Here is a 23,088-nt window from a genome sequence, read left to right on the forward strand (position 1 = left end):
TAAATGGTTTGATGTTGTTGAATTATACCGTAAACTTAACTTAAATTTTTTAAAGGATTCCATTCTTGGTAAAATTGCTCTAAAAAATCAATCATATACTGGTGCCTTTCTTCAGCTAATCGCTTACCAGTTTCGGTGTTCATTTTGTCCTTTAAGAGCAATAATTTCTCGTAAAAATGATTTATAGTTGGTGCTTTTGACTTTTTGTATTCTTCTTTCGTCATTTCTAGATTTGGCGGTATACTAGGGTCATAGAGGGCTCTGTTTTTAAAACCTCCATAATTAAATGCACGGGCTATGCCAATAGCGCCAATAGCATCTAAACGATCGGCATCTTGTACTACCTTAAGTTCTTTAGATGTAAATAGTTTCTTTTTCATCTTGCCATCTGTTAGGCTGGCTTTAAATGAACTGTATTTGATAATATTGGTCACATGGTTGATGGTTCTTTTAGGTACACCAAGACTCAATAAAAAATCTTCTGCCATTTTAGGTCCCAAGGCTTCATCACCATCATTAAATTTGGCATCTGCAATATCATGAAGAAGTGCTCCTAGGCTAACCACTAGAATATTTATATCATCTTCTTCTTTTGCAATTAACATGCTGTTGTTGAATACACGTTGTATATGAAACCAATCATGCCCTCCTTCTGCATTTTTCAATGTTTCTTTGACAAATGTTATAGTTTCTTCTACAATTTCTGAATTGGTCATTTAAAGGAATTTATCCCGCTAACTACGGATGCTTCAATTTGTTGAATAAGGTCATCTAAATTGCCTTTGTTCTCTAAAGGTTGTTGTACTTCTAAACGAACCTTGGCTCCCAATCCCATCGGAAATTGCCCAAAACGAACAAGTTTCCATGAATTATTAATGCTTATGGGAACAATCAGGGCAGAGGGGGCTTTTTTAAGAAGCATTTTAAGTCCCATAGGTTTAAATGGTTTTGGGTGTCCATCTCTACTTCTGGTACCTTCAGGAAAAATTACTGCACTTCTATTATGCTTTTCAATATAAGCACCTAGTTTACCTATTTCCATGATGGCAGATTTACCATCTTTTCTGTCAATAAGAACAGAGCCGCCATGAACAAGATTAAATGATACGCTAGGTATACCTTTACCCAGTTCTTTTTTACTTACAAACTTAGGATGGTATTTGCGCATATACCATATTAGGGGCGGTATATCATACATGCTTTGATGATTGGTAACAATAATCAAAGGTCTATCTGTTGGTAAATCGAAATTATTGGTAAAGTTATAGGTAGTCCCTAAAATATTAGTGCTACGCATTAAACAAAAATTCAATTTGCTAACCGTTGGCTTTAAACCATTATAGCCAAATATTTTAAAACCTAGCCATTGAATAGGGTGAAAGATAAGCAGGCATAGCCCAAATGCCACGAAAAAAAAGGGGGTTATGATATAAGAAAGCAACTTCTGCATCTTACAAAAATAAAAAACCGCTCAATTAGAGCGGTTTTTTAATCCTATTATTTTGTAGGAAAATATTTTATGCTGTAAAATTTAGCAAAACTCGTCATAAGCCTGTGCTAAATTCTGAGCGATCATTTCAGCTGGTCTACCTTCAATGTGGTGACGCTCTATCATATGAACTAGCTCTCCATCTTTGAACAATGCCATAGATGGCGAAGAAGGAGGGAAAGGAACCATAAGGTTTCTTGCCGCATCAACAGCTTCTTTATCTACACCAGCAAATACCGTTACTGCATGGTCAGGTTTTTTATCGTTCTGCAAGCTCATTTTGGCAGCAGGTCTTGCATTTGCCGCTGCGCAACCACAAACAGAATTTACAACTACTAAAGTTGTTCCTTCTTTATTGATGGCATTTGCTACTGCATCTGCTGTATATAATTCTTCAAATCCGGCAGAAGCCAGATCATCTCTCATTGGTTTTACTAATTCCGCAGGGTACATATTCTTAATGTTTTAATTAAACTATTACAAAGATAATCAATTAGTCGCAGCACTGCTTCAGACCTTAACTTTTCATTGGCCTAACTTTCTATTCGTAATATTTTATCTTTGGCAAAATTGAGATTACGAAATGATTAAATGGTTGGGAGCTATAATAGGCTTTTCTTTTAGAGGATTATCTGGAGCGGTGTTAGGTTTCTTTGCAGGTAGTATTATAGATAGCTTTTTTGGGTCTAATAAAGGTAGCGCACGTAGTGTGTTCGAAGATTATACAAGACCAAATGTTACTGCGGCAGATTTTGAATTGAATTTGTTATCACTATGTTCTATTGTGATTAAAGCGGACGGGCAAGCAAGCCAATCTGAAATGGATTATGTTCGCCAGTATTTTGTTAGCACCTATGGTAAAGATAAAGCCAACGCTATATTTAGAAGTTTTAATGAAATTAATAAGAAGGGACAGATATCTGCACAAAAGGTATGTACTTTTTTAGCTCAGCGTACACGGTATGAGGTACGTTTGCAATTGCTTCATTTTTTATTCGGTATTGCTCAAGCAGATGGTAATATCAGTAATCCTGAGGTACAGAAAATTCGTGAAATTGCCGGCTACCTTAGAGTGTCATTGAATGAGTTTGATAGTATAAAGGCTATGTTCGTAAAATCTGCGAATAACTCTTATAAAATTTTGAACATTCAAAAATCGGCTACAGATGCCGAAGTTAAAAAGGCATATAGAGAGATGGCTAAAAAATACCATCCGGATAGAGTGAATACGAAAGATGAAGCCATTAAAAAAGGTGCTGAAGAGAAATTTAAGCAGGTACAGGCGGCTTACGAAACCATACAAAAAGAACGGGGTTTAAATTAGAAGACTAATTAATTACATTTATATAATGCAAGAGTTTTGGTTTTACATAGAACTAGGTTTACAACATGTGCTAGATATTAATGCATATGATCATATATTATTTTTAACTGCTTTGACACTTCCGTTTACGTTCAAGAGTTGGAAGAACGTATTGCTATTAGCTACTGTTTTTACATTTACCCATTGCCTGGCATTGGTCTTTTCGGTTTATGAAATAATGGTCATAGATGCCAGCTGGATCGAGTTTTTGATACCGGTCACCATAGTTGCAACAGCTATTTTTAATTTAGTGGATTATAAGGTTAAAAACGAAAGTAGAACTATTGGTGTACATATATTAGCTACAGGTTTCTTTGGGTTAATACACGGTTTTGGGTTTTCCAATTATTTTAAAATGATGATAATGGGAGAGGAAGATAAGCTGGCACCACTTTTAGGTTTTGCCGGCGGTATTGAGTTGTCTCAAGTGGTTATTGTTTTACTGGTGTTGATTTTAGCCTATATGGTCCAAAGCATATTCAAGGTAAAACAAAGCTTATTTGTGATGGTAGGTAGTATTTTGATCATATTAATAACACTACCGTTGCTTTATGAAACATTTCCTTTTTAGATTGTTAAAGTTTAGCCTAAGATATTGATGGTACTGATCAAAGCAACTACCTTAGGGTTAAGTGCTTGAATAAAGCCTACTGTAAATGAAAAAAGAGAAACAATTAAAATATGACAGAGCCTATTTAAGAATGGCTAAAGAATGGGGAAAATTGTCTTCCTGTAAAAGAAAACAAGTAGGTGCAATCATTGTAAAAGACAGAATGATTATCTCTGACGGATATAATGGTACCCCAACAGGTTTTGAGAATTATTGTGAGGATGAAGAAGGGTATACCAAATGGTATGTTTTACATGCAGAGGCCAATGCGATTCTTAAAGTAGCTAGTTCAACACAGTCTTGTCAAGGGGCAACATTATATATTACTTTATCACCTTGTAGAGAATGCAGTAAGCTTATACACCAGTCTGGCATTAAACGTGTAGTGTACCAAGTGGGCTATAAAGACGACTCTGGTTTAAAATTTTTAGAGAAAGCCGGAGTAGAAATAGAACATATGCCAGAAATAAATGTGACGATATAACGTTAACACTAATGATGAATAAAAAATACAGTGCTCTTTTTCCTTTAATTATCGCTTCTGCGCTTGCATTAGGGTTTTTTATAGGCGGAAAACTGAATTTTAATGACTCTCCAGAACGTCTCTTTTCTACCAATTCAAAAAAAGATAAACTCAACAGACTTATAGATTATATTGACTATGAGTATGTGGACGATGTAAATACCGATAGTATCGTAGATGTTACGGTAAATAGTATTCTTGAAAAATTAGATCCACATTCGGTTTACATTTCAGAAAAGGAAATGTCTGGTGTAACTGAAAATATGAAGGGTGATTTTGTTGGAATCGGTATTAACTTTTATTCCTATAAAGATTCTATTGCCGTTATAAAAACAGTTAAAGACGGTCCAAGTTATTCTAAAGGAATTTTACCAGGAGACCGTATTCTTATGGCAGATAATGACACGTTATATGGAAAAGATTTTCCGAGTGAAATTATTGTGGAGAAACTTAAAGGGAAAGAAGGTACCTCTATAGATCTTACCGTATTTAGAAAATCTGAAAATAGAACGTTTAATGTAAAAGTAAAACGTGGCATTGTTCCGTTAAAAAGTGTTGATGCCTTTTATATGCTTACCAAAGATATTGGGTATATAAAGGTGAACAGATTTGCAGAATCTACGTACAAGGAGTTTAAAGATGCTTTGGTGAAATTACAAAAGCGTGGTGCCGGAAAATTGGTGTTAGACTTACGTGATAATCCTGGCGGTTATTTAGGTATGGCAGAAGAAATGGCAGATGAGTTTCTTGAAGATGGTAAGCTGATTTTATTTACCAAGAACAAGAAAGGAAAGATCAATAAAAGTTTTGCCACCGATCATGGTAGTTTTGAAGATAAACCCATTTATGTATTGATCAATGAGCGTTCTGCCTCTGCTAGTGAAATTGTAGCAGGTGCCTTACAAGATAATGATATAGGTACTATTGTTGGTCGCCGTTCTTTTGGTAAGGGTTTAGTACAGCGAGAAATGGCTTTAGGCGATGGTTCTGCCGTTAGACTTACCGTTTCTAGATATTACACCCCTACAGGAAGAAGTATTCAAAAAACGTACGCTAATGGTACCAAAGATTATTATCAACGTTTTACAGATAGATTCCATAGCGGTGAAATGATTTCTGTAGATAGCATTAAGGTGGCAGATTCTCTAAAGTTCACCACACCTAAAGGAAAAGTAGTTTATGGTGGCGGTGGTATTATACCCGATGTATTCGTACCCATAGGCAGTAATGAGGAAGAAGCCGTTGAGAGTATGGATAATTTAGGTTTCTTGTCCTTTTTTGTATTTGAACATTTAGATGAAGATCGAGAAAGGTATGCTCAATATACTCAAGAAGAATTTGTGAACGATTTTAGGGTTGACGATATACTTTTTGAGAAATTTGTAGCATATTCAGTAGATAGAAACTTGAGAATGAATTTCTATGACTATGAGCAGAGTATTAAACGATTTTTAAAGGCCAATATAGCAGAGCAGTTATTCAACACCAATATACATGCTAAAATTAAGGCAGATGAAGATCTTATGCTACAAAAGATACTGGAATTAGATGGCGGTGTAATTCAGCAAGAAGAGTCTGCGGAAATTAATGCCAGCAACTAATCTTTATTAATTTTATCTTGTATTTTTCTACTGGTAACGAATACCAAAAGCAGCACAATGGCGCATAATGATGCCATTATACCAATTAGTGCTATAGTACTGTTTTTCTCAAATGGATCGGCAAAATTCACTAGAGTAACATTATAGGCAATAAGTGCCACTGCAATTACTATGAAAATTATGGATAACGTCTTGCTCATAAACTTGTTTTTATAAAAATACAATCTTCTAACGGTCTAGAAAAGTTCATTAATATTTGCTGCGAATAATTTAACAGCTATTGCCATAAGAATTACCCCAAATACTTTTCTAATAACATTTACTCCATTTTTGCCCAACATCTTTTCAATATTCACGGAAGATTTTAAGACGACAAATACGAAAATGATATTGATGATAATGGCTATTATAATATTTTCAACATAATATTCTGCACGTAAAGAAAGTAATGAAGTCAAGGTACCTGCCCCAGCAATTAAAGGGAAGGCTATAGGAACTACAGAGGCACTTTCTGGTTCGTCATCTTTGTAAAGGGTAACACCTAAAATCATTTCAATGGCCAAAAAGAAGATAATGAAGGCTCCTGCTACGGCAAATGAATTTACATCAATACCAATTAAGCCTAATATTTCATCTCCAAGGAACAAAAAAGCCACCATAATTACGGCAGCGACAATGGATGCCTTTTCAGACTGAATATGACCTACTTTTTTTCTAAGACCAATAATTATGGGAATACTGCCCAAAATATCAATTACGGCGAATAGCACCATACTAGCGGTGGCAATCTCTCTTAAATCAAAATGAAAATCCATGCTTCATATTTTTTGCAAATTTACGTTTATAACTATCCACTTGGATGTTTATTGTTGAAATTTTCTAAGACCTATACTTTTTAAAAAATGTATCTTGCGCCCTTTAAATTAGGTTATGTTTCAATTAGGGAAAACCATAGTATCTGAAGAGATAATAGAAAACGATTTTGTGTGCAATCTTAGCGCATGTAAAGGCGGTTGTTGCGTAGATGGCGAAGCAGGTGCACCTGTGGAAGATTCTGAAACTGAGATAATGGTTGATATCTATGCTAAAGTAAAACCATTTTTAAGACCAGAAGGCGTTACCGTTATTGAAGAGCAAGGTGCTTTTGTGAAGGGTGAAGATGGTGAGTGGGAAACCCCTTTGGTAAATGGTAGCGAATGTGCCTATGTCATTTTCGATGAAAAGAAAGTAGCTAAATGTGGTATAGAAGAAGCTTATAACCAAGGCGAAATCAACTGGAAAAAACCGGTATCATGCCATTTGTATCCAATTAGAGTGCGTGAATATACAGAGTTGACCGCGGTCAACTACCATAAATGGCAAATTTGTGACCCCGCCTGTGCTTTGGGCGATGAATTGAAAGTGCCTATATATAAATTCGTCAAAGAAGCTTTAATTAGAAAGTTTGGTGAAGATTGGTACAAAGAGTTAGAGGAGGTCGCTAAAGACCATCTTAAATAGTAGGTATATATATAACAATCTGAGTGCCTATTGGGTTGGTGTCATCATCGAACTTATCAATAATATCTACATGGAAAAAATTTTCATAGTCACGCGAGAAGTTTGCTAGTCTTTCTTTGGTGATATCTATACCAACAGACTTTCTTTTTAGCAATTTACTTTCTTTTATCTTCTCTGCTGCCTCTCTACCTACGCCATTGTCGGTAATGACAATTTCAATAAATCCGTTTTTACCTTTTTTGACCTCTAAATCTATATTTTTTATACCATCTTTTGACGATAGACCATGCCATAATGCGTTCTCTAAAAATGGCTGTAATATTAGTGAAGGTATCTTAATAAGATGTGGGTCTATATCGTCTTTAATATCGATTTTAAAGTTTATTTCATTTGAAAATCTAATATTTTCAATATTCATATATAACTCAACCGTTTCAAGTTCTTCGGCCAATGATATTTCTCTTTGTGAAGATGCTTCCAAAATTTTTCGTACTAATTTTGAGAATTTATTTAAATAATGAACAGCATTCTTTTTTTCATTATTTATGATATACAGTTTTATTGAATTCAGTGAGTTGAATAAAAAATGAGGATTCATTTGACTACGCAGCATACTCTGTTCTAATGTCAATAGTTTTTTTTCGGCATTCAATTGACTTTGGCGGTACAATATGTATAAGATTCCAATCAATAAAATCAAAGAAATACCTATGATGATAAGCATGGTCTTGTTCTTCTTAAGTTTTAAACGAACAGACTCGTTTTCTTGGGCAAGGCGTTCTAATTGGTTGGCTCTTATTTGAGATTCATACCTTAAGATCATGTCGTTAACGTATCTAAGGTTGAGTGTATTTGTTATGCGTTCTTCATACTTTTTAGATTCTTTAAAGTACTTCATGCCTTTTTGATAATCATCTAACTTGATCCATAGTTCTGACAAGAATTTATTGGCATCTGCTATTTCAACATTAAATCCGTTTTTCTCTGCAAGTGCCAGACCAGATTCTAAATTGGTTTCCGCAGCATCATAATCTTCTGCTCTAATCAATGCCCAACCTAGATTAATGTAAATAGTGGTAATAATTTTTTGATCGTTAAGTGAAATAGCTTTTAGCAAACTAGATTGTAAAATATTTATAGCTTGTTGTATTTTACCTTCATGTACGTAAATATGGGCTATGTTATAATTACATTTGATTTTGCCGGTACTTGAGTCTATAATTTCATAGTATACAAGAGCTTTTCTGAAATTTTTTAAACCTTGTACTAAGTCTCCTTGAGATTCATGGCATTCTCCTAGGTTGAGGTGGTTAATGGCCAGCCCTAATTTATCGTCTAGTTCCTTTTCTAGTACCATGGCCTTTTCGTATTTCTCAATAGCCAGTTTGTACTGCTCAAGCATTTGGTAAATACCTCCAATACTATTTAAAGACACTATAATGCTCTTTTTTAGACCTGAACTTGGGTTTGCAACAGTCTCGGCTAGTTCTAATGCATCTTGACTGTAATCTAAAGCAGATTTGAAGGCGTCTGTCCGTCTATAGACCGTGCTGATCATATTTAGGCTGTATACTCTAAATTCAAGATTATCGGCTTCTACAGCTACCTTAAGGGCTTCTTGATAAAGTTCAAGAGATTTGGTATATAAAGATAGGTCTCGGTAAATGCTACCAAGATTGTTTAAAGCATATGCTTGTCCAGAATAGTATTTTTTTTGAAAGGATTTTTGTTCAATATAACGTAGGGCGGTACTGTCGTTGGTGAAACTGCCTAGTAACTTATCTATCTCTTGACATGTCTGGGGCGTTGATACCAGTAAACTGTCTAAATTATTTTGTAGATCATTAGAAAAGTCTTGGGAGTAACTATTGTGCGAGACCACAAAAGTATATAGAAGAAAGACTAGAATTTTGTACTTGAATTTATGCACTATATGTTTATGGAAAAGCTTGAGTAATATGTAAAAACCAAATTAATGATTTATAACATGTCTAAAAAATCCGATTTCTTTTGTCTTGATACCGGTATTTTATGATTTGATTTTAAGACGACATAACCATCAGTCTTTAAGAACTCTTTAATTTTGTTTAAGTTGATAATGTATGAATTATGAATCCTAAAAAAAGAATCTGATGGCAATAATTCATTTACTTCTTTTAGTTTTTTTGTCAGTACTATTTTTTGACCATCGGTTAAAAATATAGTGCTGTAGTTTCCGTCAGACTCTGCATATAATATTTCATCGCTTTCTAAAAATAACAATTTCCCATCTGTATTAAGGGTAATACGTTTATGTACGGCTCTGGAATTATAATTGATTAGTGCCATTTCTAAATTTTCTACAGAGAAATTTTTACTATTGAAATTTTTAATTTTAACAATGGTTTCTTCTAAATCATCAGTGTCAATAGGTTTTAAGAGATAGTCTAAAGCTTGACTTTTTATCGCTTTCAAAGCGTATTGGTTATAAGCTGTGGTAATTACTACGGGAAAATTTTTATTGGTAAGCTTTCTAATAAATTGAAAACCATCCATTGTGGGCATTTCTATATCTAAAAATAGACAATCTGGCGTGTGTTTTTCTAAATAGTTCAGGGCTTCGTTAGGGTTGGTGAACGAAGCTATTACATTTATTTCATCACTAAAGTTTGTAAGCTCCCAAGTTAAACTTTGAAGCGCTTTAATTTCATCATCAACGATTACTGCTTGTAACATAAAGATCGGGTATCAAGTAAGGAAGTTATGAAAAATTAAGCGCATGTAAAGGTTTTAGGTGCTATTTTGTATCAATGGAAGAGATAGAAGTGTAATCGGTATACTTTATATTAAAGGTGCTATAGCTTGAAGAAATACTTACAAAAAGAAAGAAAAAAGCTACTTATATATGTATCTTGGACTTTTTGAATTTTTTAATTTCCGATTATACATAAAAAGAGACAGGTTATACAAAATAAGCCTACCAGTTTTAAGCATAAAATTACCTTTAACAAAGAACTTCAGTATGTTATAAGTGAAATTTGCATGAGAAAATGTGGCATAATGTTGACTTTATTTATAGTGGTCTTAGTGATTGCTTCTCAAATTATGTCAGAAGAAGAGGGTTCAAATGAGAATTTAGCTGTTGTAACCGAAGTTCAAAAACAAGATATAACAAAGCCATAATTACGGATCATGCAAAATTTTATAAAATTTGTAAGTAAGGCATTTAAAATATTTTGTTTTGGTTTTGTACCATTAATGTTGCTAGCCGGAGGGTCAAAAAGAAATTTTGAAAATTCAAGGTTAGATAAAGGAACATGTAGTTTTGATATTGAAGGGCAATCTAGTTTTCATTTAGATGGATCGGCAACCTTTCAAAGTAAAAGCGAAGTAGATAGGTTTGGTAATAAGACAGATAAATTGGTCTTAAGTTTTATTACATGTGGAGAAAGACAAAATCAAAATTTAGAATTTGTCATTGCTTCTAAAACTTATCGAAATAGCGGTGTACAACCAGGAAGATATGAAATTAAAAGTATTAACCGACTGATGAATAATTTCAGCGGTGTTTACGGTTTTGCAGATATGGGTAATATAAGTGAATTACCTTTTTTTATAAAATCTGGTAGTTTAATAATTACCGAAAATGTTTCTAACAAAGTCGATGGCAAGTTAGAATTAAGGTTAGTAAATACAGAAGGAGAGTTTTTGAAAATAAAGGGCTCTTTTAATGCAGATATAAAAGCTTAAAGTTAAAATTTAGTACGGTTCTTTATAAGATAGTGTATGTTATCTTATATCTAATGTTTGAGCGCCAAAATAAGTATAACTACGATTAGTCGTATGATTACGTTCTAAGAAAAGGTTTCGGGGGAACTACCTTTATTAGACTTGGTGGGCATTTTTCATAATAGAAGCATTAGTGGGGCCGTACATTTTTTATGCCTAATAATTAGCATAAGTCCAATCTATTCTTTTTAAATTCTAATATAATAAGCGGTGTGCTTACAAAATAGATTGAACAGTGGAATATCATGTAAAATGAAAACTACAGCATGGTTGAATTCTTAAGTAAATTCAAAATAGGAGAATAAAAAAGACCCCGCATTATGGGGTCTTTTTTATATACGGCTAAGCCGAGGTTAAGTAAGGGGATTCTTATTTATCGTTTTTGATATAAGGCTTTAATACTGTTGAAAACAGTAATGCAGCTGCATATATCATTAATATTGTGATGTAATTTTCCATAACTTAAGTGATAGAGTATAAGTTATATACGTAGCAAATTCCATTTTGGATTACGGAAATTTGATGGTATCATTAAATAAACCATGATATGTTAATCTTATGGCACTTTTAATGTTAAACCATTTATAACTTAGTCTCATTTGAAACAAATCAAAAGAGTTGGACTGTACCTTTTTATAAATATAAAAAGATAGTTTTGAGACCAGAAGTAAACTGGCATAGACGAGTATTGCTTGTAGGTATTGGGACATATACAAAAGAACGTATAAGTAGGTAAAATCTTACATATTGAATATGTATTTCATCGAAAAGAAAGCACTTTTTCGATGAAATACAATTATAGCTCTTTTGCGAAGTATTTAACTAATTAGAAATTATAAAAAACTATCCACCTTTTTGTAAGCTTCAATAACGGCTAATTCGCCTTCTTTGCCATCTCTAGAATTGCCATGTTCCATACCAAGTATACCTTTAAAGCCTTGTGCATGAATCCATTTAAATACATTATGGTAATTAATTTCACCTGTAGTAGGTTCGTTTCTACCAGGATTATCTCCTATTTGAACATAGGCTATCTCTGACCAAGAGGCTTCCATATTAGGGATAAGGTTTCCTTCTTGAATTTGTTGATGATAGATATCAAATAAAATTTTACATGAAGGAGAATCTACTGCTTTGCAAATTTCAAATGCTTGCGGAGCGTCTGTTAAAAACAATCCGGGATGGTTTCTAAAATTTAAAGGTTCCAGTACCATGGTAATATTGTGTGGTTCTAGAAGGGCAGATGCTTGCTTAAGACTTTCTATGACATTCGCCGTCTGGTAGCCTATTTTCAACTTAAGGTCTACATGCCCGGGTACTACTGTCATCCATTTGGCATTTACACGTTTAGCGACTTCAATGGAGTTTTTTATATCATTTAAAAACTCTTCTCGTTTAGTCTGATCACCCGATGCTAGGTTAGCGGTTTTCCAGTGTATATCATGAGCAACGAACACGCCCATTTCAATGCCACGTTTTTTCATGGTAGCCGCCATTTTTTCTTGTTGCTCTATTGGACGTTTGCGCATTTCATTATCCTCAAAAGCAGTATATCCTTGGTCAGCCATAAAATTTAGTTGATCAATAGGATCATTGCCAGCAAGGTGTTTAAACATGCCTATATGTGGTGCATATTTTAAGTTGTATTTATGAGCTCGTTTGGATTTGTTTAAAGTATTGGCGAATGATAAGGTACTTGCCACAGAAAGTGCGCCCGTAGTCATTGCAGATTTTTGAATGAAGCTTCTTCTTTTCATGAATAGTGTATTTAAATGAAAATAGCCAAGAGCAATAAAAAAAACATGCTCTTGGCTATTGTATACTAAAATATTAATGGGTTATAAAGACCATGCCTTACCTTCCGTAAGCTCTTGTAAGTCTCCACAAGGCACATATTCACCTGGTACAGGTAAGTATGCTAAAACATTTTCACCTACATATTCAGAAGCTTTGTAGCCCCAAATAGTCATACCTCTTAAGTTGTTGGCAAAAGCAAATCTTGAAACTTCGTCATCTAACTCTGCAGTACCACCATCGGCAATAGCTTTTGTATAGCTATTGATCGTCTTGAACATTTCTGCTTGCTGATCTTTATTATATTTTAAAGATGTGGCTAAAACAGGTTCTAAGTCTTCAGCGGTTAAATCTTCAGCTTTTTCTTTACCAGAATCTGCTAAGGCTTTATTTGTGAATTTTGTCATAGACATTTTAAGGAAATCTTGTTGTTCTTTTTCCATAACATCTTTTGCAAACCTGTCAATAAAGATATCAACTTGCACTTCTGAAGCTGAAGGAGTATCTGTTTTTGGTAAAATAATATCTACCAATTTAGAAAGTACTGCGCCTTCATTTTGAGCTAAGAATTCTGGAGTCCAAGTTAGTGCCGGTTCACTTTTACAGCTTTGAACAATTGATAACAAAGTTGGGGTGGCCACCATATATCCAAGTGACATTCCCATATTTTTTAATACGCGTCTTCTATCCATTATATGTTTCCTTTTTTAAGTTCTTTAACTGCATGAGCTGCAGCCCTAGCCGTAAAGGCCATGTATGTTAATGATGGGTTTACACAACTGGCAGAAGTCATAAATGATCCATCAGTTACATATACATTTGGTACATCATGTAATTGGTTGTTTCCGTTTAATACAGATGTTTTTCTGTCTCTTCCCATACGGGCAGTTCCCATCTCATGAATACCTAAACCTAAGGCACTTTCATTATCGTACCCTTTTACATCTCTAAGTCCGGCTTTTTCTAACATATCAACAGCCGACTCTAAAATGTCTTTACGCATTTTAAGTTCGTTTTCTTGAAGCTCTGCATCAAAAGTTACCGTTGGTAGACCCCAATCATCTAATTTGTCGTAGTCTAAAGTAAATCTGTTGTTTTCATAAGGTAGAACTTCACCAAAGCCCATCATACCAAACGTCCATCCGCCTGGTTTTAAAACAGCATCTTTTAAGTCTTTACCGTGAGATAATTCTGCAATAGTCTCTTCCCAGTTTCCTCTAGATGCACCACCTTGATAACCAAATCCTCTTAAATAATCTCTGTCAGAATCTCCACCTAAGTTTCTAAATCTTGGAATATAGATTCCACTAGGTTTTCTTCCTTTATAGTATTTATCTTCAAATCCGTCAAATTTTCCAGAAGCCCCAACTTGAAGTTGGTGATCCATAATGTTACGGCCCAGTTGGTCAGATTCATTACCCATACCATTAGGGAAAGTCTCAGATTTAGATTGCATTAATATTGAAGTAGATGCAATTGCTGATGCACATAAGAAGATAACTTTAGCTTTAAATTCAAATGTTTCTTTTGTGTTTGCATCAATAACCTTTACCCCTGTAGCTTTCTTGGTAGTAGGGTCATAAATTACTTCATGCACAATTGAATCTGGTCTCAATGTCATATTTCCTGTAGCCTCAGCTGCAGGTAATGTTGAAGAAAGACTACTGAAGTAAGCTCCAAAAGGACACCCTCTAATACATCTATTTCTAAATTGACATTTGCTTCTTCCATCAAATTGCTTGGTTCCCGTAATGTGTGCTGTTCTACCGGCAGTAACTACACGACCATTAAAATTCTCTGCTACTTTTTCTCTGAACTCTTGCTCTACGCAATTTAAGTCCATCATTGGTAAAAATTGACCATCAGGTAATTGCTTTAAACCTAGGTTTTCACCACTTACGCCAATAAAGGTTTCTACCTTATCATACCAAGGAGCAATATCTTTATAACGAACAGGCCAATCTACGGCTATACCTTCTTTTTTATTAGCTTCAAAATCAATATCACTTAAACGGTAACTTTGACGTCCCCATTGAAGAGAACGACCACCTAGGTGATACCCTCTCATCCAATCAAATCGCTTTGTTTCGTTGTATGGGTGTTTAAGGTCATTTACAAACCACATATTACTTGCTTGGTTTGTTGTATAACCGGTTCTGTTTTGCTTTGGTTGTTGCTCTATTATTTCCTTGGTCGGTTGCCCTGCATTTGGAAAATCCCATGGATCCATATTCGCAGTTTCATAGTCTTCAATATGTTTAACCATTCTACCACGTTCTAAAACTAGCGTTTTAAGACCTGCCTCACATAATTCTTTCGCGGCCCAACCGCCACTGATTCCGGTTCCTACGACTATAGCGTCGTAGGACTCCTGCTCTTCGTTATAATAAAATTTGCTCATAAAAGTTGTTTAATCTATAAATTTATTAAATATTAAATTAATTCTATACATTTATTGTCCTTACTTATTGCGAAATTCGCTAAAATTAACCTTGAGTTAGGTGAATGAGCTTATTCATGATTTTAACGTCAATGCTTAATATTATATTTCAAACAACAACAAACTACCAAAACATGAAAAGAAAAAGTTTTATCAGATTCGCATCTATGGCGGGTATCGGTATCTCGTTACTAGGAACTTACGCTTGTAAGGAAACTAAAAAAGAAAAAGTGGAAAATGCAGAAATCGTAGTAGAAGACAGTAGTGTAGACCCATTTTTTAATTTGTCGCTGGCACAATGGTCCATGCACAAAATGATTAGAGAAGATGGCGTGGATCCGTATTCTTTTGCTAAAAAAGCTAAAGATTGGGGATTTACCGGACTGGAGTATGTAAGTCAATTGTATAATCCTGAATTAGAAGATGCTGGTTACTCTGAAGAGGCAATGGCAAATTTTGTAGCAAAGTCAAATGCGGAGGCAGAAAAATACGGAATGAAAAACGTTTTGATCATGATCGACGGTCAGGGCAATTTAGCCGTGGATGATGAAGCTGAAAGAAACGAAACGGTAGAGAAACACAAGAAATGGGTAGATGCAGCGGCCGCAATGGGTTGCCATGCCATAAGGGTAAACCTTAACGGTAGTAATGTGCCAGAAGAGTGGATCAAGAATTCTGTAGACGGACTTACAAAATTAGCTACCTATGCAAAAACCAAGGGTATCAATGTATTGGTTGAAAACCACGGTGGTTTGTCATCTAACGGAGAACTACATGCCCAAGTAATGAAAACCGTAAATATGGATAACTGTGGAAGTTTACCTGATTTTGGAAACTTCTGTATTGAGCGCAAACCAGATAGTTGGGACTGCCTTAAGGAATATGACAAATACAAAGGTGTTAAAGAATTAATGCCTTATGCTAAAGCGGTAAGTGCTAAGTCAAATAATTTTGACGCAGATGGTTATGATACAGGTATTGATTATGTAGAAATGCTGAAAATTGTCAACAATGCAGGCTATACGGGCTTTATTGGCGTAGAATATGAAGGTTCTGAAATAAGCGAAGCAGATGGTATCATTGCTACTAGAGATCTTTTGCTAAAAGCGGCAAAAGAAATAGAATAATCAAGAGGGTGATCTATGGAGACTTTTTTTAATGAGATATTCGATTATAATTTTCACTGTAACAAGAAAATTATAGAGCATTGTTTGGCGCTCAATACTGTACCGCCAGAAACTATGCGTTTATTTAGTCATATCTTAAATGCACACCATATTTGGAATGCAAGATTACTGAACAAGCCAAGTGAATATGAGGTTTGGCAAGAGCATGATGTGAAAAAATGGGCAGATATTCATTATGAAAATCAACGTAGTTCTTTCGAGATAGTTACCAATGCGGATAATTTTGATAGGCGTATAGATTATGAGAATTCTGAAGGGCGATTGTTTACCAATACCCTACAAGACATTCTTTTTCATATCATCAACCATTCTACAAGTCATAGGGGGCAAATTGCCATAGATTTTAGAAGTAACGGCGAAACTCCCGTAGGATTAGATTATGTGTATTATAAGAGATAAGTAGTATAACATTTTTTACAGTTTTTATTTTCAATTGTTCTTTACGGATTTCATAATTTTATTCCTTGTGAAATCTAGTGAACGATTTTATTTAAAAATTCAATTTAAACAACAACAAAATGCCAAAGAAAATACGATTAGGAATATTAGGTGGAGGAGGAGATTCGCTAATAGGAGTGTTACATAGAGTTGCATCTTTCATTAACGACAACTATGAAATTACAGGAGCTGTTTTCAATCCTGATTATGATGCTAGTATAGCTTTCGCCAAAGAAATAGATGTACCTTTAAATAGAATTTATAAGGATTTTGATACCTTGATCGAAGAGGAATTAAAGTTGCCGGAAGAAGAGCGTATTCAAGTTTGCTCTATTCTTACACCTAACTTCTTACATTACCCAATGGCTAAGAAGTTATTGGATAACGGTTTTCATGTTATCTGTGAAAAGCCGATGACCACTACTTTAGAAGAAGCTAAAGATTTGCAAAAATCTCATAAAAAAGCTGGTACTGTCTTCGCTTTAACGCACACATATACAGGTTACCCAATGGTACGCCAAATGCGTGAAATGATCAAGGCCGGTGCCTTAGGTAAAATTCATAAAGTTGATGCAGTGTATTACCAAGGTTGGATCAACACTATTATTCATGACAAAGAGAAAAGGTCTTCTGTTTGGCGATTGGATCCTAAAAAAGCCGGAATTAGTTCTTGTATGGGAGATATAGGTGTTCATGCTTTTAACATGGTTGAATATACAACAGGTCTAAAAGTGAACGAACTACTTTGTGATTTCAATTACTTGTATGAAGATAACCAAATGGACGTTGATGGTACTGTACTTATTCGTATGAGCGATCATGTGAAAGGTGTTATTAGAGGTAGTCAAGTAGCTACAGGTGAAGAAAACGGACTAGCCATATCAATTTATGGTGAGAAAGGTGCTTTTAGATGGGAGCAAGAAAAACCTAACTTTTTATATAAGTTAAGTGATACTGAGCCTACACAAATTTACAAACCCGGTCATGCATATAACTCTGAACTGTCTTTAGACGGAACTAAATTACCTGCAGGTCACCCAGAAGGAATTTTTGATTCTATGGCTAATATCTATAAAGGTGTTGCAAGGGCTATTAGAAGTGAAGAATATAATGATGGTGAATTCCCTACTATGACAGATGGTGTTCGTGGTATGAACTTTATTGAAGCAACCGTAGATTCACATAAAAGTGGAAATACTTGGGTAGCTTTAGAAAACTAAGTAAAACTGTAAAGTATAAAAAAGAGCCGCAAGTTGCGGCTCTTTTTGTTTTTTGATTTTTAATAGAATGATAACTAATTTACCTTTTTAAAGGTTTGGCAAACAACGATCATGCTTTCTCTAGGCTCCCTTTTAAATTCTTGTAATTCTTTAGTGAAGAAGTCCCAATGATATTTTTTCCAGTTTTCTAACGATTTATCCCCATTTGCTTCTAATTGGGCATAAGTAGCGTCAATACTAAAATATGGTTTAAGTGTAACTGAAGTGGTTGCAACAATGCATTGTGCCTCACCGTTCCAATCTGTTACCACAATATAGTCTCCTATTTTAGGTAATGGTTCGTTTCGGCTTTGTAAGCTTAACAATGAATGTGAGATTGCTTTTTTATCGCCACTTTGTATTAATCTAACGCTTTCGTTTGCATCGTGTTCATTATTGCCAAAACACATTGTTTTTGGTGTCTCATGAAAGACATCTTCGAGGTGATTTTTCAAATAATTACCCCACATATTTCTGGCTGAAGCATTTTCCATAAGCTGATATTTTCTTTAATCTATAGGATTTAATAAACGTAATACTTTGTAATTAATTTTAATATCAAGAAAATTTACCTGCTTTTAATTGTTCAGCTGCATGATTTGCTGCTCTTGCGGTAAATGCCATATAGGTCAAAGATGGGTTTACACAACTAGAGGAAGACATAAAGGCACCGTCCGTTACATACACATTTGGTACTAAATGTACTTGATTATTTTTATTTATAATTGAAGTCTTTGCACTGTGCCCCATTCTGGCGCCACCCATTTCATGAATACCCAGACCAGGTCCATTAGGTTCTTCATAAGATTCTACATCTTTAAAGCCTGCAGCTTCAAACATGTTCACAATTTCTTTCTTGATATCTTCACGCATCTTATATTCATTTTCCTTAAACTCAACGTCAAAAGCTAGTTGAGGCAATCCCCATTTATCTTTTTCGGTAGGGCTAAGTGTTACTCTGTTGTCGTCATAGGGTAGAAATTCTCCAAATCCTGTTACACCAATAGTCCATCTGCCTGGTTTTAATACAGATTCTTTTAAATCTTTTCCATATCCTAATTCACCAATTTCTGCAGACCAATCTCCTCTACTTGCTGTACCTTGATAACCAAAACCGCGTAAATATCCTTCACGTTTAGTTTCTGCATTCAGGTTCACAAAACGAGGTATGTAAAATCCGTTCGCACGTCTTCCTTTATAGTATTTATCTAAATATCCATCTACTTTTGCGGTTGCACCTAATTTATAATGGTGGTCCATAATACCTCTTCCTAATGCATCAGAATCATTACCTAATCCATTAGGAAAACGTTCAGATTTTGATTGTAACAAAATACCTACCGATGCCATTGCAGATGCACATAGAAAAATAACCTTTGCTTTAAACTCTAGTTTTTCATTTGTCTCTGCATCAATTACTCGAACACCTGTTGCTTTTTTAGTAGTATCGTCATATATAATTTCATGTACTATAGAATTGGGTCTTAAGGTCATGTTTCCAGTACGCTCGGCAGCAGGTAATGTGGAAGAGTTACTACTGAAATATCCGCCAAATGGGCATCCGCGCCAGCAACGATCTCTATTTTGGCATGTTCCACGACCTTCAAAAGTAGCATTGGGGTCTGTAATGTGTGCTGTTCTACCTATGGTTATTAAACGACCATCATCAAATTTTTCTGCCGTAGTTTTCTTAAAATCTTCTTCAACACAATTCAATTTCATGGCAGGCTGAAATTTACCATCAGGTAATACCTCTAGCCCTAAGGCTTCACCACTTACCCCAATATATTCTTCGACCTTGTCATACCATGGCGCAATATCTTTATATCTTACGGGCCAATCTACACCAGCGCCATCCTTTTTATTCGCTTCAAAATCTATATCGCTCCATCGGTAGCTCTGTCTTCCCCAGGTCAATGATCTACCGCCTACTTGATAACCGCGTATCCAATCAAAACGTTTTGTTTCTACATAAGGGTGATCTAAATCGTTTACGAAAAAGTGTTTAGAATCCTCGGTTGGTGCCCATATCACTCTTTTTTGTATATGGTATTTTTCTTGGTCTTCTTTTGATAATTTGCCTTTTAAAGGATAATCCCATGGGTCATCGTTCATTGTAGGATAATCTTCTATATGCTTTACCATAGGGCCACGTTCCAAAACAAGTGTTTTTAAGCCATTCTCTGTTAATTCCTTAGCAGCCCAGCCACCACTTATTCCTGTTCCAACAACAATTGCGTCGAATATTTCATTTTGATTCATGCTTGAAATTTTATCTTTTTCTGACGGTATTCCCTATATTTATAGCAAATCTCCAAAGTATCGAGAAGAACTTGATACAATTCTTAAATATAAGATTTTTTGAGAGATTTCATATCTCAAAGTCAACAACAAATTCAAACAACAACAGATAGCATTTTTTATGAAAACAATCAAAGGACCAGCCGTATTCTTGGCACAGTTTGTAGACAGTAAAGCTCCATTTAATTCCTTGGACGGAATGTGTAAGTGGGCAGCTGATCTAGGATATAAAGGAATTCAAATTCCAACATGGGAGAGTTTTTTAATCGATTTGGACAAAGCAGCTGAAAGTCAGACGTATTGCGATGAGCTAAAAGGCAAAGTAAACTCTTACGGATTAGAGATTACAGAACTTTCTACACACTTACAAGGGCAATTGGTTGCTGTTAACCCAGCATATGATTTAATGTTCGATTCTTTTGCTCCAAGTAATGTTCATGGCAATCCTAAAGCTAGAACAGAGTGGGCAATTGAAACCGTAAAAAAAGCTGCAACTGCTAGTAGAAGACTAGGATTAAAGGCTCATGCTACTTTTTCTGGGTCTTTATTATGGCATACTATGCACCCTTGGCCACAAAGACCAGCTGGTTTAGTAGAAATGGGTTTTGAAGAATTAGCAAAGAGATGGACACCGATCTTAAATCATTTCGATAAAGAAGGTGTAGATGTTTGTTATGAAATTCACCCAGGTGAAGATTTACATGATGGTGATACTTTTGAACGTTTTCTAGAAGCTACGGGCAATCATAAAAGAGTAAATATTCTTTATGATCCAAGTCACTTTGTATTGCAACAGTTAGATTACATTACATATATTGATCACTATCATGAGTTTATAAAGTCTTTCCACGTAAAGGATTCTGAATTTAACCCTACTGGTAAAAAAGGTGCTTTTGGTGGTTATAATGATTGGGGAGATAGAGCTGGTAGATACCGTTCATTGGGTGACGGTCAAATAGATTTTAAAACTATATTCTCTAAATTAACCCAATACGGTTGCGATGTTTGGGCGGTAATGGAATGGGAATGTTGTATTAAGAGTCCAGAGCAAGGTGCTCGCGAAGGTGCTAAATTTATTTCTGATCATATTATTGAGGCTACAGAGAAAACCTTTGATGATTTTGCCGGTGCAGAAATAGATAAAGAAATGTTGAAAAAAATGTTGGGACTTTAAAAGTAGACGATGAAGAAATATATAGTAGGTGCAGCATGTCTTTTAGCATTTGTTGCATGTAAGCAAGAGAAAAAGGAGACAACCGAAACAGCTGTGGTCGAAGAAATTGAGGTTGTTGATAATGAATGGGAGGTATTGTTTGACGGTACTTCTTTAGATAAATGGAAAGAGTTCAAAACCGACGAAATAAGTGATGCTTGGAAAATAGAAGGTGATGCTTTGGTATACACTCCACCTGAAGATGAAGAATATAAAAATCATGATCTGGTTACAAAGCAAGAATTTACCGATTTCGTATTAACATTAGATTGGAAAATTTCTGAAGCAGGTAATAGTGGTGTTTTTTGGGGTGTTAGTGAAGATGAAAAATTTGGGACAGGATATCAAACTGGTCCTGAAATTCAAATTTTGGATAACGATAAACATCCAGATGCTAAGGCGGGCACAACCCACCAAGCTGGTGCTTTATATGATATGGTTTCACCGGCAGAAGATGTTACAAAACCAATAGGTGAATGGAATACTATGGTGATTACTGTAAATCATAAAGAGCATAAAGGTAGTGTTACATTAAATGGTACAGAAATGGTAAGTTTTCCGGTAGCAAACGAAGAATGGGACGCTATGGTCGCAAAATCTAAATTTGCAGGTTGGGACGGATTCGGAAAATACACAACCGGTAAAATTGGTTTACAAGATCACCAAAATGTTGTAGCGTTCAGAAATATAAAAATCAAACAACTTTAATAGCATTTACATATGAAAAATAGATACTCATGGTTACTGTTAGTTGCTTCTTTAGGAATACTTTCTTGTCAAGAAAAAGTAACGGTAGCTACTGACGGAGGATTAGAAGCTGTTAAGGACAGTGTAATCGTTTATGAAGAATACATGGGCGAAGAACCAACTACACCAGAAGAAACTGAATTTTACGAGCCTAAGGTAGCTGTTGTTAAACCGGCAACCGCAAGTTCTGCACCTAGTGATGCTATTGTACTTTTTAATGGTGCCAATTTAGACAATTGGATCAGTACTAACGATAGTACTGCCGCTAAATGGCACGTGAACAAAGACGGTAGTATGACGGTAAATGATAAAACCGGAAACATACAGACCAAGCAGAATTTTGGTGATGTACAATTGCATATAGAGTGGAAGTCTCCTTTGCCAATACAGAGAGAAGGGCAAAACAGAGCCAATAGCGGTGTATTTCTTAACGGAATATATGAAGTGCAGGTATTAGATCAAAATGACAATCCTACCTATGTAAATGGGCAAGTGGGATCTATTTACAAGCAACATGTGCCATTAGCTATGGCTTCTGTGCCAACAGGTGAATGGAATACCTATGATATTATTTATCATGCACCAGAATTTAATGTGGATGGTGGCAAGATAAAATCAGGAGATATCACCGTAATACACAACGGAATTTTGGTTCAAGATCATGTAGAGCTTAAAGGAACAACACCTTATATTGGTTGGCCTAAAAACCCAGCACATGGTAAAGGACCTTTAATGTTGCAAGACCACGGTGACGATAGTCGTGTTAGTTTTAGAAATATTTGGGTTAGAGAACTTTAATATTTTATTAGTTATAATTTAAGGAGCAAACAAGCGTATTTCTTGTTTGCTCCTTAA

24 protein-coding genes are annotated in these 23,088 nt (G+C 35.1%); 12 read left to right on the plus strand and 12 right to left on the minus strand.

Annotated features, from left to right (window positions below):
* Positions 1 to 35 precede the first annotated feature (35 nt).
* From PXD56_RS01645 to PXD56_RS01655, 3 genes are all read right to left on the minus strand, one after another.
* Entirely contained in the window at positions 36 to 716 is a 681-nt protein-coding gene (locus PXD56_RS01645; RefSeq protein ID WP_276491617.1) for an HD domain-containing protein, read from the minus strand.
* Entirely contained in the window at positions 713 to 1,297 is a 585-nt protein-coding gene (locus PXD56_RS01650) for a lysophospholipid acyltransferase family protein (RefSeq protein WP_338088431.1), read from the minus strand. The genes PXD56_RS01645 and PXD56_RS01650 overlap by 4 nt, the downstream gene beginning before the upstream one ends.
* A gap of 234 nt (positions 1,298 to 1,531) precedes the next feature.
* Positions 1,532 to 1,942, minus strand: a complete 411-nt coding sequence (locus PXD56_RS01655) for a BrxA/BrxB family bacilliredoxin (RefSeq protein WP_036151229.1) — start codon at positions 1,940 to 1,942, stop codon at positions 1,532 to 1,534.
* Between the two features lie 130 nt (positions 1,943 to 2,072).
* Here PXD56_RS01655 and PXD56_RS01660 point away from each other — a divergent pair, with 130 nt between their 5' ends.
* The 4 genes from PXD56_RS01660 to PXD56_RS01675 all read left to right on the plus strand — a co-directional run bounded on the left by PXD56_RS01660 (position 2,073) and on the right by PXD56_RS01675 (position 5,586).
* A complete protein-coding gene (locus tag PXD56_RS01660) occupies positions 2,073 to 2,813 on the plus strand; it encodes a TerB family tellurite resistance protein (RefSeq protein WP_276491619.1) in 741 nt (246 codons plus the stop codon).
* Positions 2,814 to 2,838: 25 nt separating this feature from the next.
* Positions 2,839 to 3,423 carry a HupE/UreJ family protein gene (locus PXD56_RS01665; protein WP_276491620.1) on the plus strand — a complete coding sequence of 195 codons (585 nt, stop codon included), beginning with the start codon at positions 2,839 to 2,841 and terminating at the stop codon, positions 3,421 to 3,423.
* A gap of 85 nt (positions 3,424 to 3,508) precedes the next feature.
* Positions 3,509 to 3,946, plus strand: coding sequence for a deoxycytidylate deaminase (locus PXD56_RS01670; RefSeq protein ID WP_276491621.1), 438 nt, complete (start codon positions 3,509 to 3,511; stop codon positions 3,944 to 3,946).
* Positions 3,947 to 3,960: 14 nt separating this feature from the next.
* Positions 3,961 to 5,586 carry a S41 family peptidase gene (locus PXD56_RS01675; RefSeq protein ID WP_276492504.1) on the plus strand — a complete coding sequence of 542 codons (1,626 nt, stop codon included), beginning with the start codon at positions 3,961 to 3,963 and terminating at the stop codon, positions 5,584 to 5,586.
* Here the strand turns inward: PXD56_RS01675 and PXD56_RS01680 are convergent.
* Complete coding sequence (locus PXD56_RS01680) at positions 5,583 to 5,786, minus strand: hypothetical protein (RefSeq protein WP_276491622.1); 204 nt, start codon at positions 5,784 to 5,786, stop codon at positions 5,583 to 5,585. The two genes, PXD56_RS01675 and PXD56_RS01680, sit on opposite strands and share 4 nt — an antisense overlap.
* A 36-nt stretch (positions 5,787 to 5,822) precedes the next feature.
* On the minus strand, positions 5,823 to 6,401 hold the full coding sequence (locus PXD56_RS01685) for a MarC family protein (protein ID WP_276491623.1): 579 nt from the start codon (positions 6,399 to 6,401) through the stop codon (positions 5,823 to 5,825).
* A 115-nt stretch (positions 6,402 to 6,516) separates the two neighbouring features.
* Here PXD56_RS01685 and PXD56_RS01690 point away from each other — a divergent pair, with 115 nt between their 5' ends.
* A complete protein-coding gene (locus PXD56_RS01690; protein WP_276491624.1) occupies positions 6,517 to 7,086 on the plus strand; it encodes a DUF3109 family protein in 570 nt (189 codons plus the stop codon).
* Here the strand turns inward: PXD56_RS01690 and PXD56_RS01695 are convergent.
* The gene (locus PXD56_RS01695) at positions 7,079 to 8,968 is read right to left on the minus strand and encodes a tetratricopeptide repeat-containing sensor histidine kinase (protein WP_276491625.1); all 1,890 of its coding nucleotides are present in this window, start codon (positions 8,966 to 8,968) and stop codon (positions 7,079 to 7,081) included. The genes PXD56_RS01690 and PXD56_RS01695 overlap by 8 nt on opposite strands.
* Positions 8,969 to 9,066: 98 nt before the next feature.
* Positions 9,067 to 9,801: a LytR/AlgR family response regulator transcription factor gene (locus PXD56_RS01700; RefSeq protein WP_276491626.1), complete on the minus strand. Its 735-nt coding sequence runs from the start codon at positions 9,799 to 9,801 to the stop codon at positions 9,067 to 9,069.
* A gap of 456 nt (positions 9,802 to 10,257) precedes the next feature.
* On the opposite strand from PXD56_RS01700, the gene PXD56_RS01705 reads away from it, so the two are divergent.
* Positions 10,258 to 10,815: a hypothetical protein gene (locus PXD56_RS01705; protein ID WP_276491627.1), complete on the plus strand. Its 558-nt coding sequence runs from the start codon at positions 10,258 to 10,260 to the stop codon at positions 10,813 to 10,815.
* 872 nt (positions 10,816 to 11,687) lie between these two features.
* On the opposite strand, the gene PXD56_RS01710 is transcribed toward PXD56_RS01705, so the two are convergent.
* The 3 genes from PXD56_RS01710 to PXD56_RS01720 form a co-directional block, all read right to left on the minus strand.
* Positions 11,688 to 12,611 (minus strand): hydroxypyruvate isomerase family protein, encoded by a 924-nt coding sequence (locus tag PXD56_RS01710; RefSeq protein WP_276491628.1) that lies wholly within the window; start codon positions 12,609 to 12,611, stop codon positions 11,688 to 11,690.
* An 81-nt stretch (positions 12,612 to 12,692) separates the two neighbouring features.
* Positions 12,693 to 13,340: a gluconate 2-dehydrogenase subunit 3 family protein gene (locus PXD56_RS01715; protein WP_276491629.1), complete on the minus strand. Its 648-nt coding sequence runs from the start codon at positions 13,338 to 13,340 to the stop codon at positions 12,693 to 12,695.
* Positions 13,340 to 15,049 carry a GMC oxidoreductase gene (locus PXD56_RS01720; RefSeq protein WP_276491630.1) on the minus strand — a complete coding sequence of 570 codons (1,710 nt, stop codon included), beginning with the start codon at positions 15,047 to 15,049 and terminating at the stop codon, positions 13,340 to 13,342. The genes PXD56_RS01715 and PXD56_RS01720 overlap by 1 nt, the downstream gene beginning before the upstream one ends.
* 173 nt (positions 15,050 to 15,222) lie before the next feature.
* Here PXD56_RS01720 and PXD56_RS01725 point away from each other — a divergent pair, with 173 nt between their 5' ends.
* From PXD56_RS01725 to PXD56_RS01735, 3 genes are all read left to right on the plus strand, one after another.
* Entirely contained in the window at positions 15,223 to 16,215 is a 993-nt protein-coding gene (locus PXD56_RS01725; RefSeq protein WP_276491631.1) for a sugar phosphate isomerase/epimerase family protein, read from the plus strand.
* A 15-nt stretch (positions 16,216 to 16,230) separates the two neighbouring features.
* The gene (locus PXD56_RS01730; protein WP_276491632.1) at positions 16,231 to 16,674 is read left to right on the plus strand and encodes a DinB family protein; all 444 of its coding nucleotides are present in this window, start codon (positions 16,231 to 16,233) and stop codon (positions 16,672 to 16,674) included.
* 119 nt (positions 16,675 to 16,793) lie between these two features.
* Positions 16,794 to 17,933: a Gfo/Idh/MocA family protein gene (locus PXD56_RS01735; protein ID WP_276491633.1), complete on the plus strand. Its 1,140-nt coding sequence runs from the start codon at positions 16,794 to 16,796 to the stop codon at positions 17,931 to 17,933.
* Between the two features lie 74 nt (positions 17,934 to 18,007).
* Here PXD56_RS01735 and PXD56_RS01740 read toward each other — a convergent pair whose 3' ends face one another.
* Positions 18,008 to 18,466, minus strand: coding sequence for an ASCH domain-containing protein (locus tag PXD56_RS01740; RefSeq protein ID WP_276491634.1), 459 nt, complete (start codon positions 18,464 to 18,466; stop codon positions 18,008 to 18,010).
* 64 nt (positions 18,467 to 18,530) lie between these two features.
* The gene (locus PXD56_RS01745) at positions 18,531 to 20,234 is read right to left on the minus strand and encodes a GMC oxidoreductase (protein WP_276491635.1); all 1,704 of its coding nucleotides are present in this window, start codon (positions 20,232 to 20,234) and stop codon (positions 18,531 to 18,533) included.
* Positions 20,235 to 20,394: 160 nt separating this feature from the next.
* On the opposite strand from PXD56_RS01745, the gene PXD56_RS01750 reads away from it, so the two are divergent.
* Genes PXD56_RS01750 through PXD56_RS01760 form a run of 3 tightly spaced genes read left to right on the plus strand, consistent with a single transcriptional unit; the run spans position 20,395 to position 23,031 of the window.
* Positions 20,395 to 21,447, plus strand: coding sequence for a sugar phosphate isomerase/epimerase family protein (locus tag PXD56_RS01750; protein ID WP_276491636.1), 1,053 nt, complete (start codon positions 20,395 to 20,397; stop codon positions 21,445 to 21,447).
* 9 nt (positions 21,448 to 21,456) lie between these two features.
* Complete coding sequence (locus tag PXD56_RS01755; protein WP_276491637.1) at positions 21,457 to 22,194, plus strand: 3-keto-disaccharide hydrolase; 738 nt, start codon at positions 21,457 to 21,459, stop codon at positions 22,192 to 22,194.
* Between the two features lie 12 nt (positions 22,195 to 22,206).
* On the plus strand, positions 22,207 to 23,031 hold the full coding sequence (locus tag PXD56_RS01760) for a 3-keto-disaccharide hydrolase (RefSeq protein ID WP_276491638.1): 825 nt from the start codon (positions 22,207 to 22,209) through the stop codon (positions 23,029 to 23,031).
* Positions 23,032 to 23,088 lie beyond the last annotated feature (57 nt).

The organism is Maribacter zhoushanensis, assembly GCF_029350975.1.
In the GTDB taxonomy this organism is placed as follows: domain Bacteria; phylum Bacteroidota; class Bacteroidia; order Flavobacteriales; family Flavobacteriaceae; genus Maribacter; species Maribacter zhoushanensis.

Coding starts and splice junctions, on each gene's coding strand:
- PXD56_RS01645 (WP_276491617.1), bottom strand. CDS start 716: ATGACCAATTCAGAAATTGTAGAAGAAACTATAACATTTGTCAAAGAA.
- PXD56_RS01650 (WP_338088431.1), bottom strand. CDS start 1,297: ATGCGTAGCACTAATATTTTAGGGACTACCTATAACTTTACCAATAAT.
- PXD56_RS01655 (WP_036151229.1), bottom strand. CDS start 1,942: ATGTACCCTGCGGAATTAGTAAAACCAATGAGAGATGATCTGGCTTCT.
- PXD56_RS01660 (WP_276491619.1), top strand. CDS start 2,073: ATGATTAAATGGTTGGGAGCTATAATAGGCTTTTCTTTTAGAGGATTA.
- PXD56_RS01665 (WP_276491620.1), top strand. CDS start 2,839: ATGCAAGAGTTTTGGTTTTACATAGAACTAGGTTTACAACATGTGCTA.
- PXD56_RS01670 (WP_276491621.1), top strand. CDS start 3,509: ATGAAAAAAGAGAAACAATTAAAATATGACAGAGCCTATTTAAGAATG.
- PXD56_RS01675 (WP_276492504.1), top strand. CDS start 3,961: ATGAATAAAAAATACAGTGCTCTTTTTCCTTTAATTATCGCTTCTGCG.
- PXD56_RS01680 (WP_276491622.1), bottom strand. CDS start 5,786: ATGAGCAAGACGTTATCCATAATTTTCATAGTAATTGCAGTGGCACTT.
- PXD56_RS01685 (WP_276491623.1), bottom strand. CDS start 6,401: ATGGATTTTCATTTTGATTTAAGAGAGATTGCCACCGCTAGTATGGTG.
- PXD56_RS01690 (WP_276491624.1), top strand. CDS start 6,517: ATGTTTCAATTAGGGAAAACCATAGTATCTGAAGAGATAATAGAAAAC.
- PXD56_RS01700 (WP_276491626.1), bottom strand. CDS start 9,801: ATGTTACAAGCAGTAATCGTTGATGATGAAATTAAAGCGCTTCAAAGT.
- PXD56_RS01705 (WP_276491627.1), top strand. CDS start 10,258: ATGCAAAATTTTATAAAATTTGTAAGTAAGGCATTTAAAATATTTTGT.
- PXD56_RS01710 (WP_276491628.1), bottom strand. CDS start 12,611: ATGAAAAGAAGAAGCTTCATTCAAAAATCTGCAATGACTACGGGCGCA.
- PXD56_RS01715 (WP_276491629.1), bottom strand. CDS start 13,340: ATGGATAGAAGACGCGTATTAAAAAATATGGGAATGTCACTTGGATAT.
- PXD56_RS01720 (WP_276491630.1), bottom strand. CDS start 15,049: ATGAGCAAATTTTATTATAACGAAGAGCAGGAGTCCTACGACGCTATA.
- PXD56_RS01725 (WP_276491631.1), top strand. CDS start 15,223: ATGAAAAGAAAAAGTTTTATCAGATTCGCATCTATGGCGGGTATCGGT.
- PXD56_RS01730 (WP_276491632.1), top strand. CDS start 16,231: ATGGAGACTTTTTTTAATGAGATATTCGATTATAATTTTCACTGTAAC.
- PXD56_RS01735 (WP_276491633.1), top strand. CDS start 16,794: ATGCCAAAGAAAATACGATTAGGAATATTAGGTGGAGGAGGAGATTCG.
- PXD56_RS01740 (WP_276491634.1), bottom strand. CDS start 18,466: ATGGAAAATGCTTCAGCCAGAAATATGTGGGGTAATTATTTGAAAAAT.
- PXD56_RS01745 (WP_276491635.1), bottom strand. CDS start 20,234: ATGAATCAAAATGAAATATTCGACGCAATTGTTGTTGGAACAGGAATA.
- PXD56_RS01750 (WP_276491636.1), top strand. CDS start 20,395: ATGAAAACAATCAAAGGACCAGCCGTATTCTTGGCACAGTTTGTAGAC.
- PXD56_RS01755 (WP_276491637.1), top strand. CDS start 21,457: ATGAAGAAATATATAGTAGGTGCAGCATGTCTTTTAGCATTTGTTGCA.
- PXD56_RS01760 (WP_276491638.1), top strand. CDS start 22,207: ATGAAAAATAGATACTCATGGTTACTGTTAGTTGCTTCTTTAGGAATA.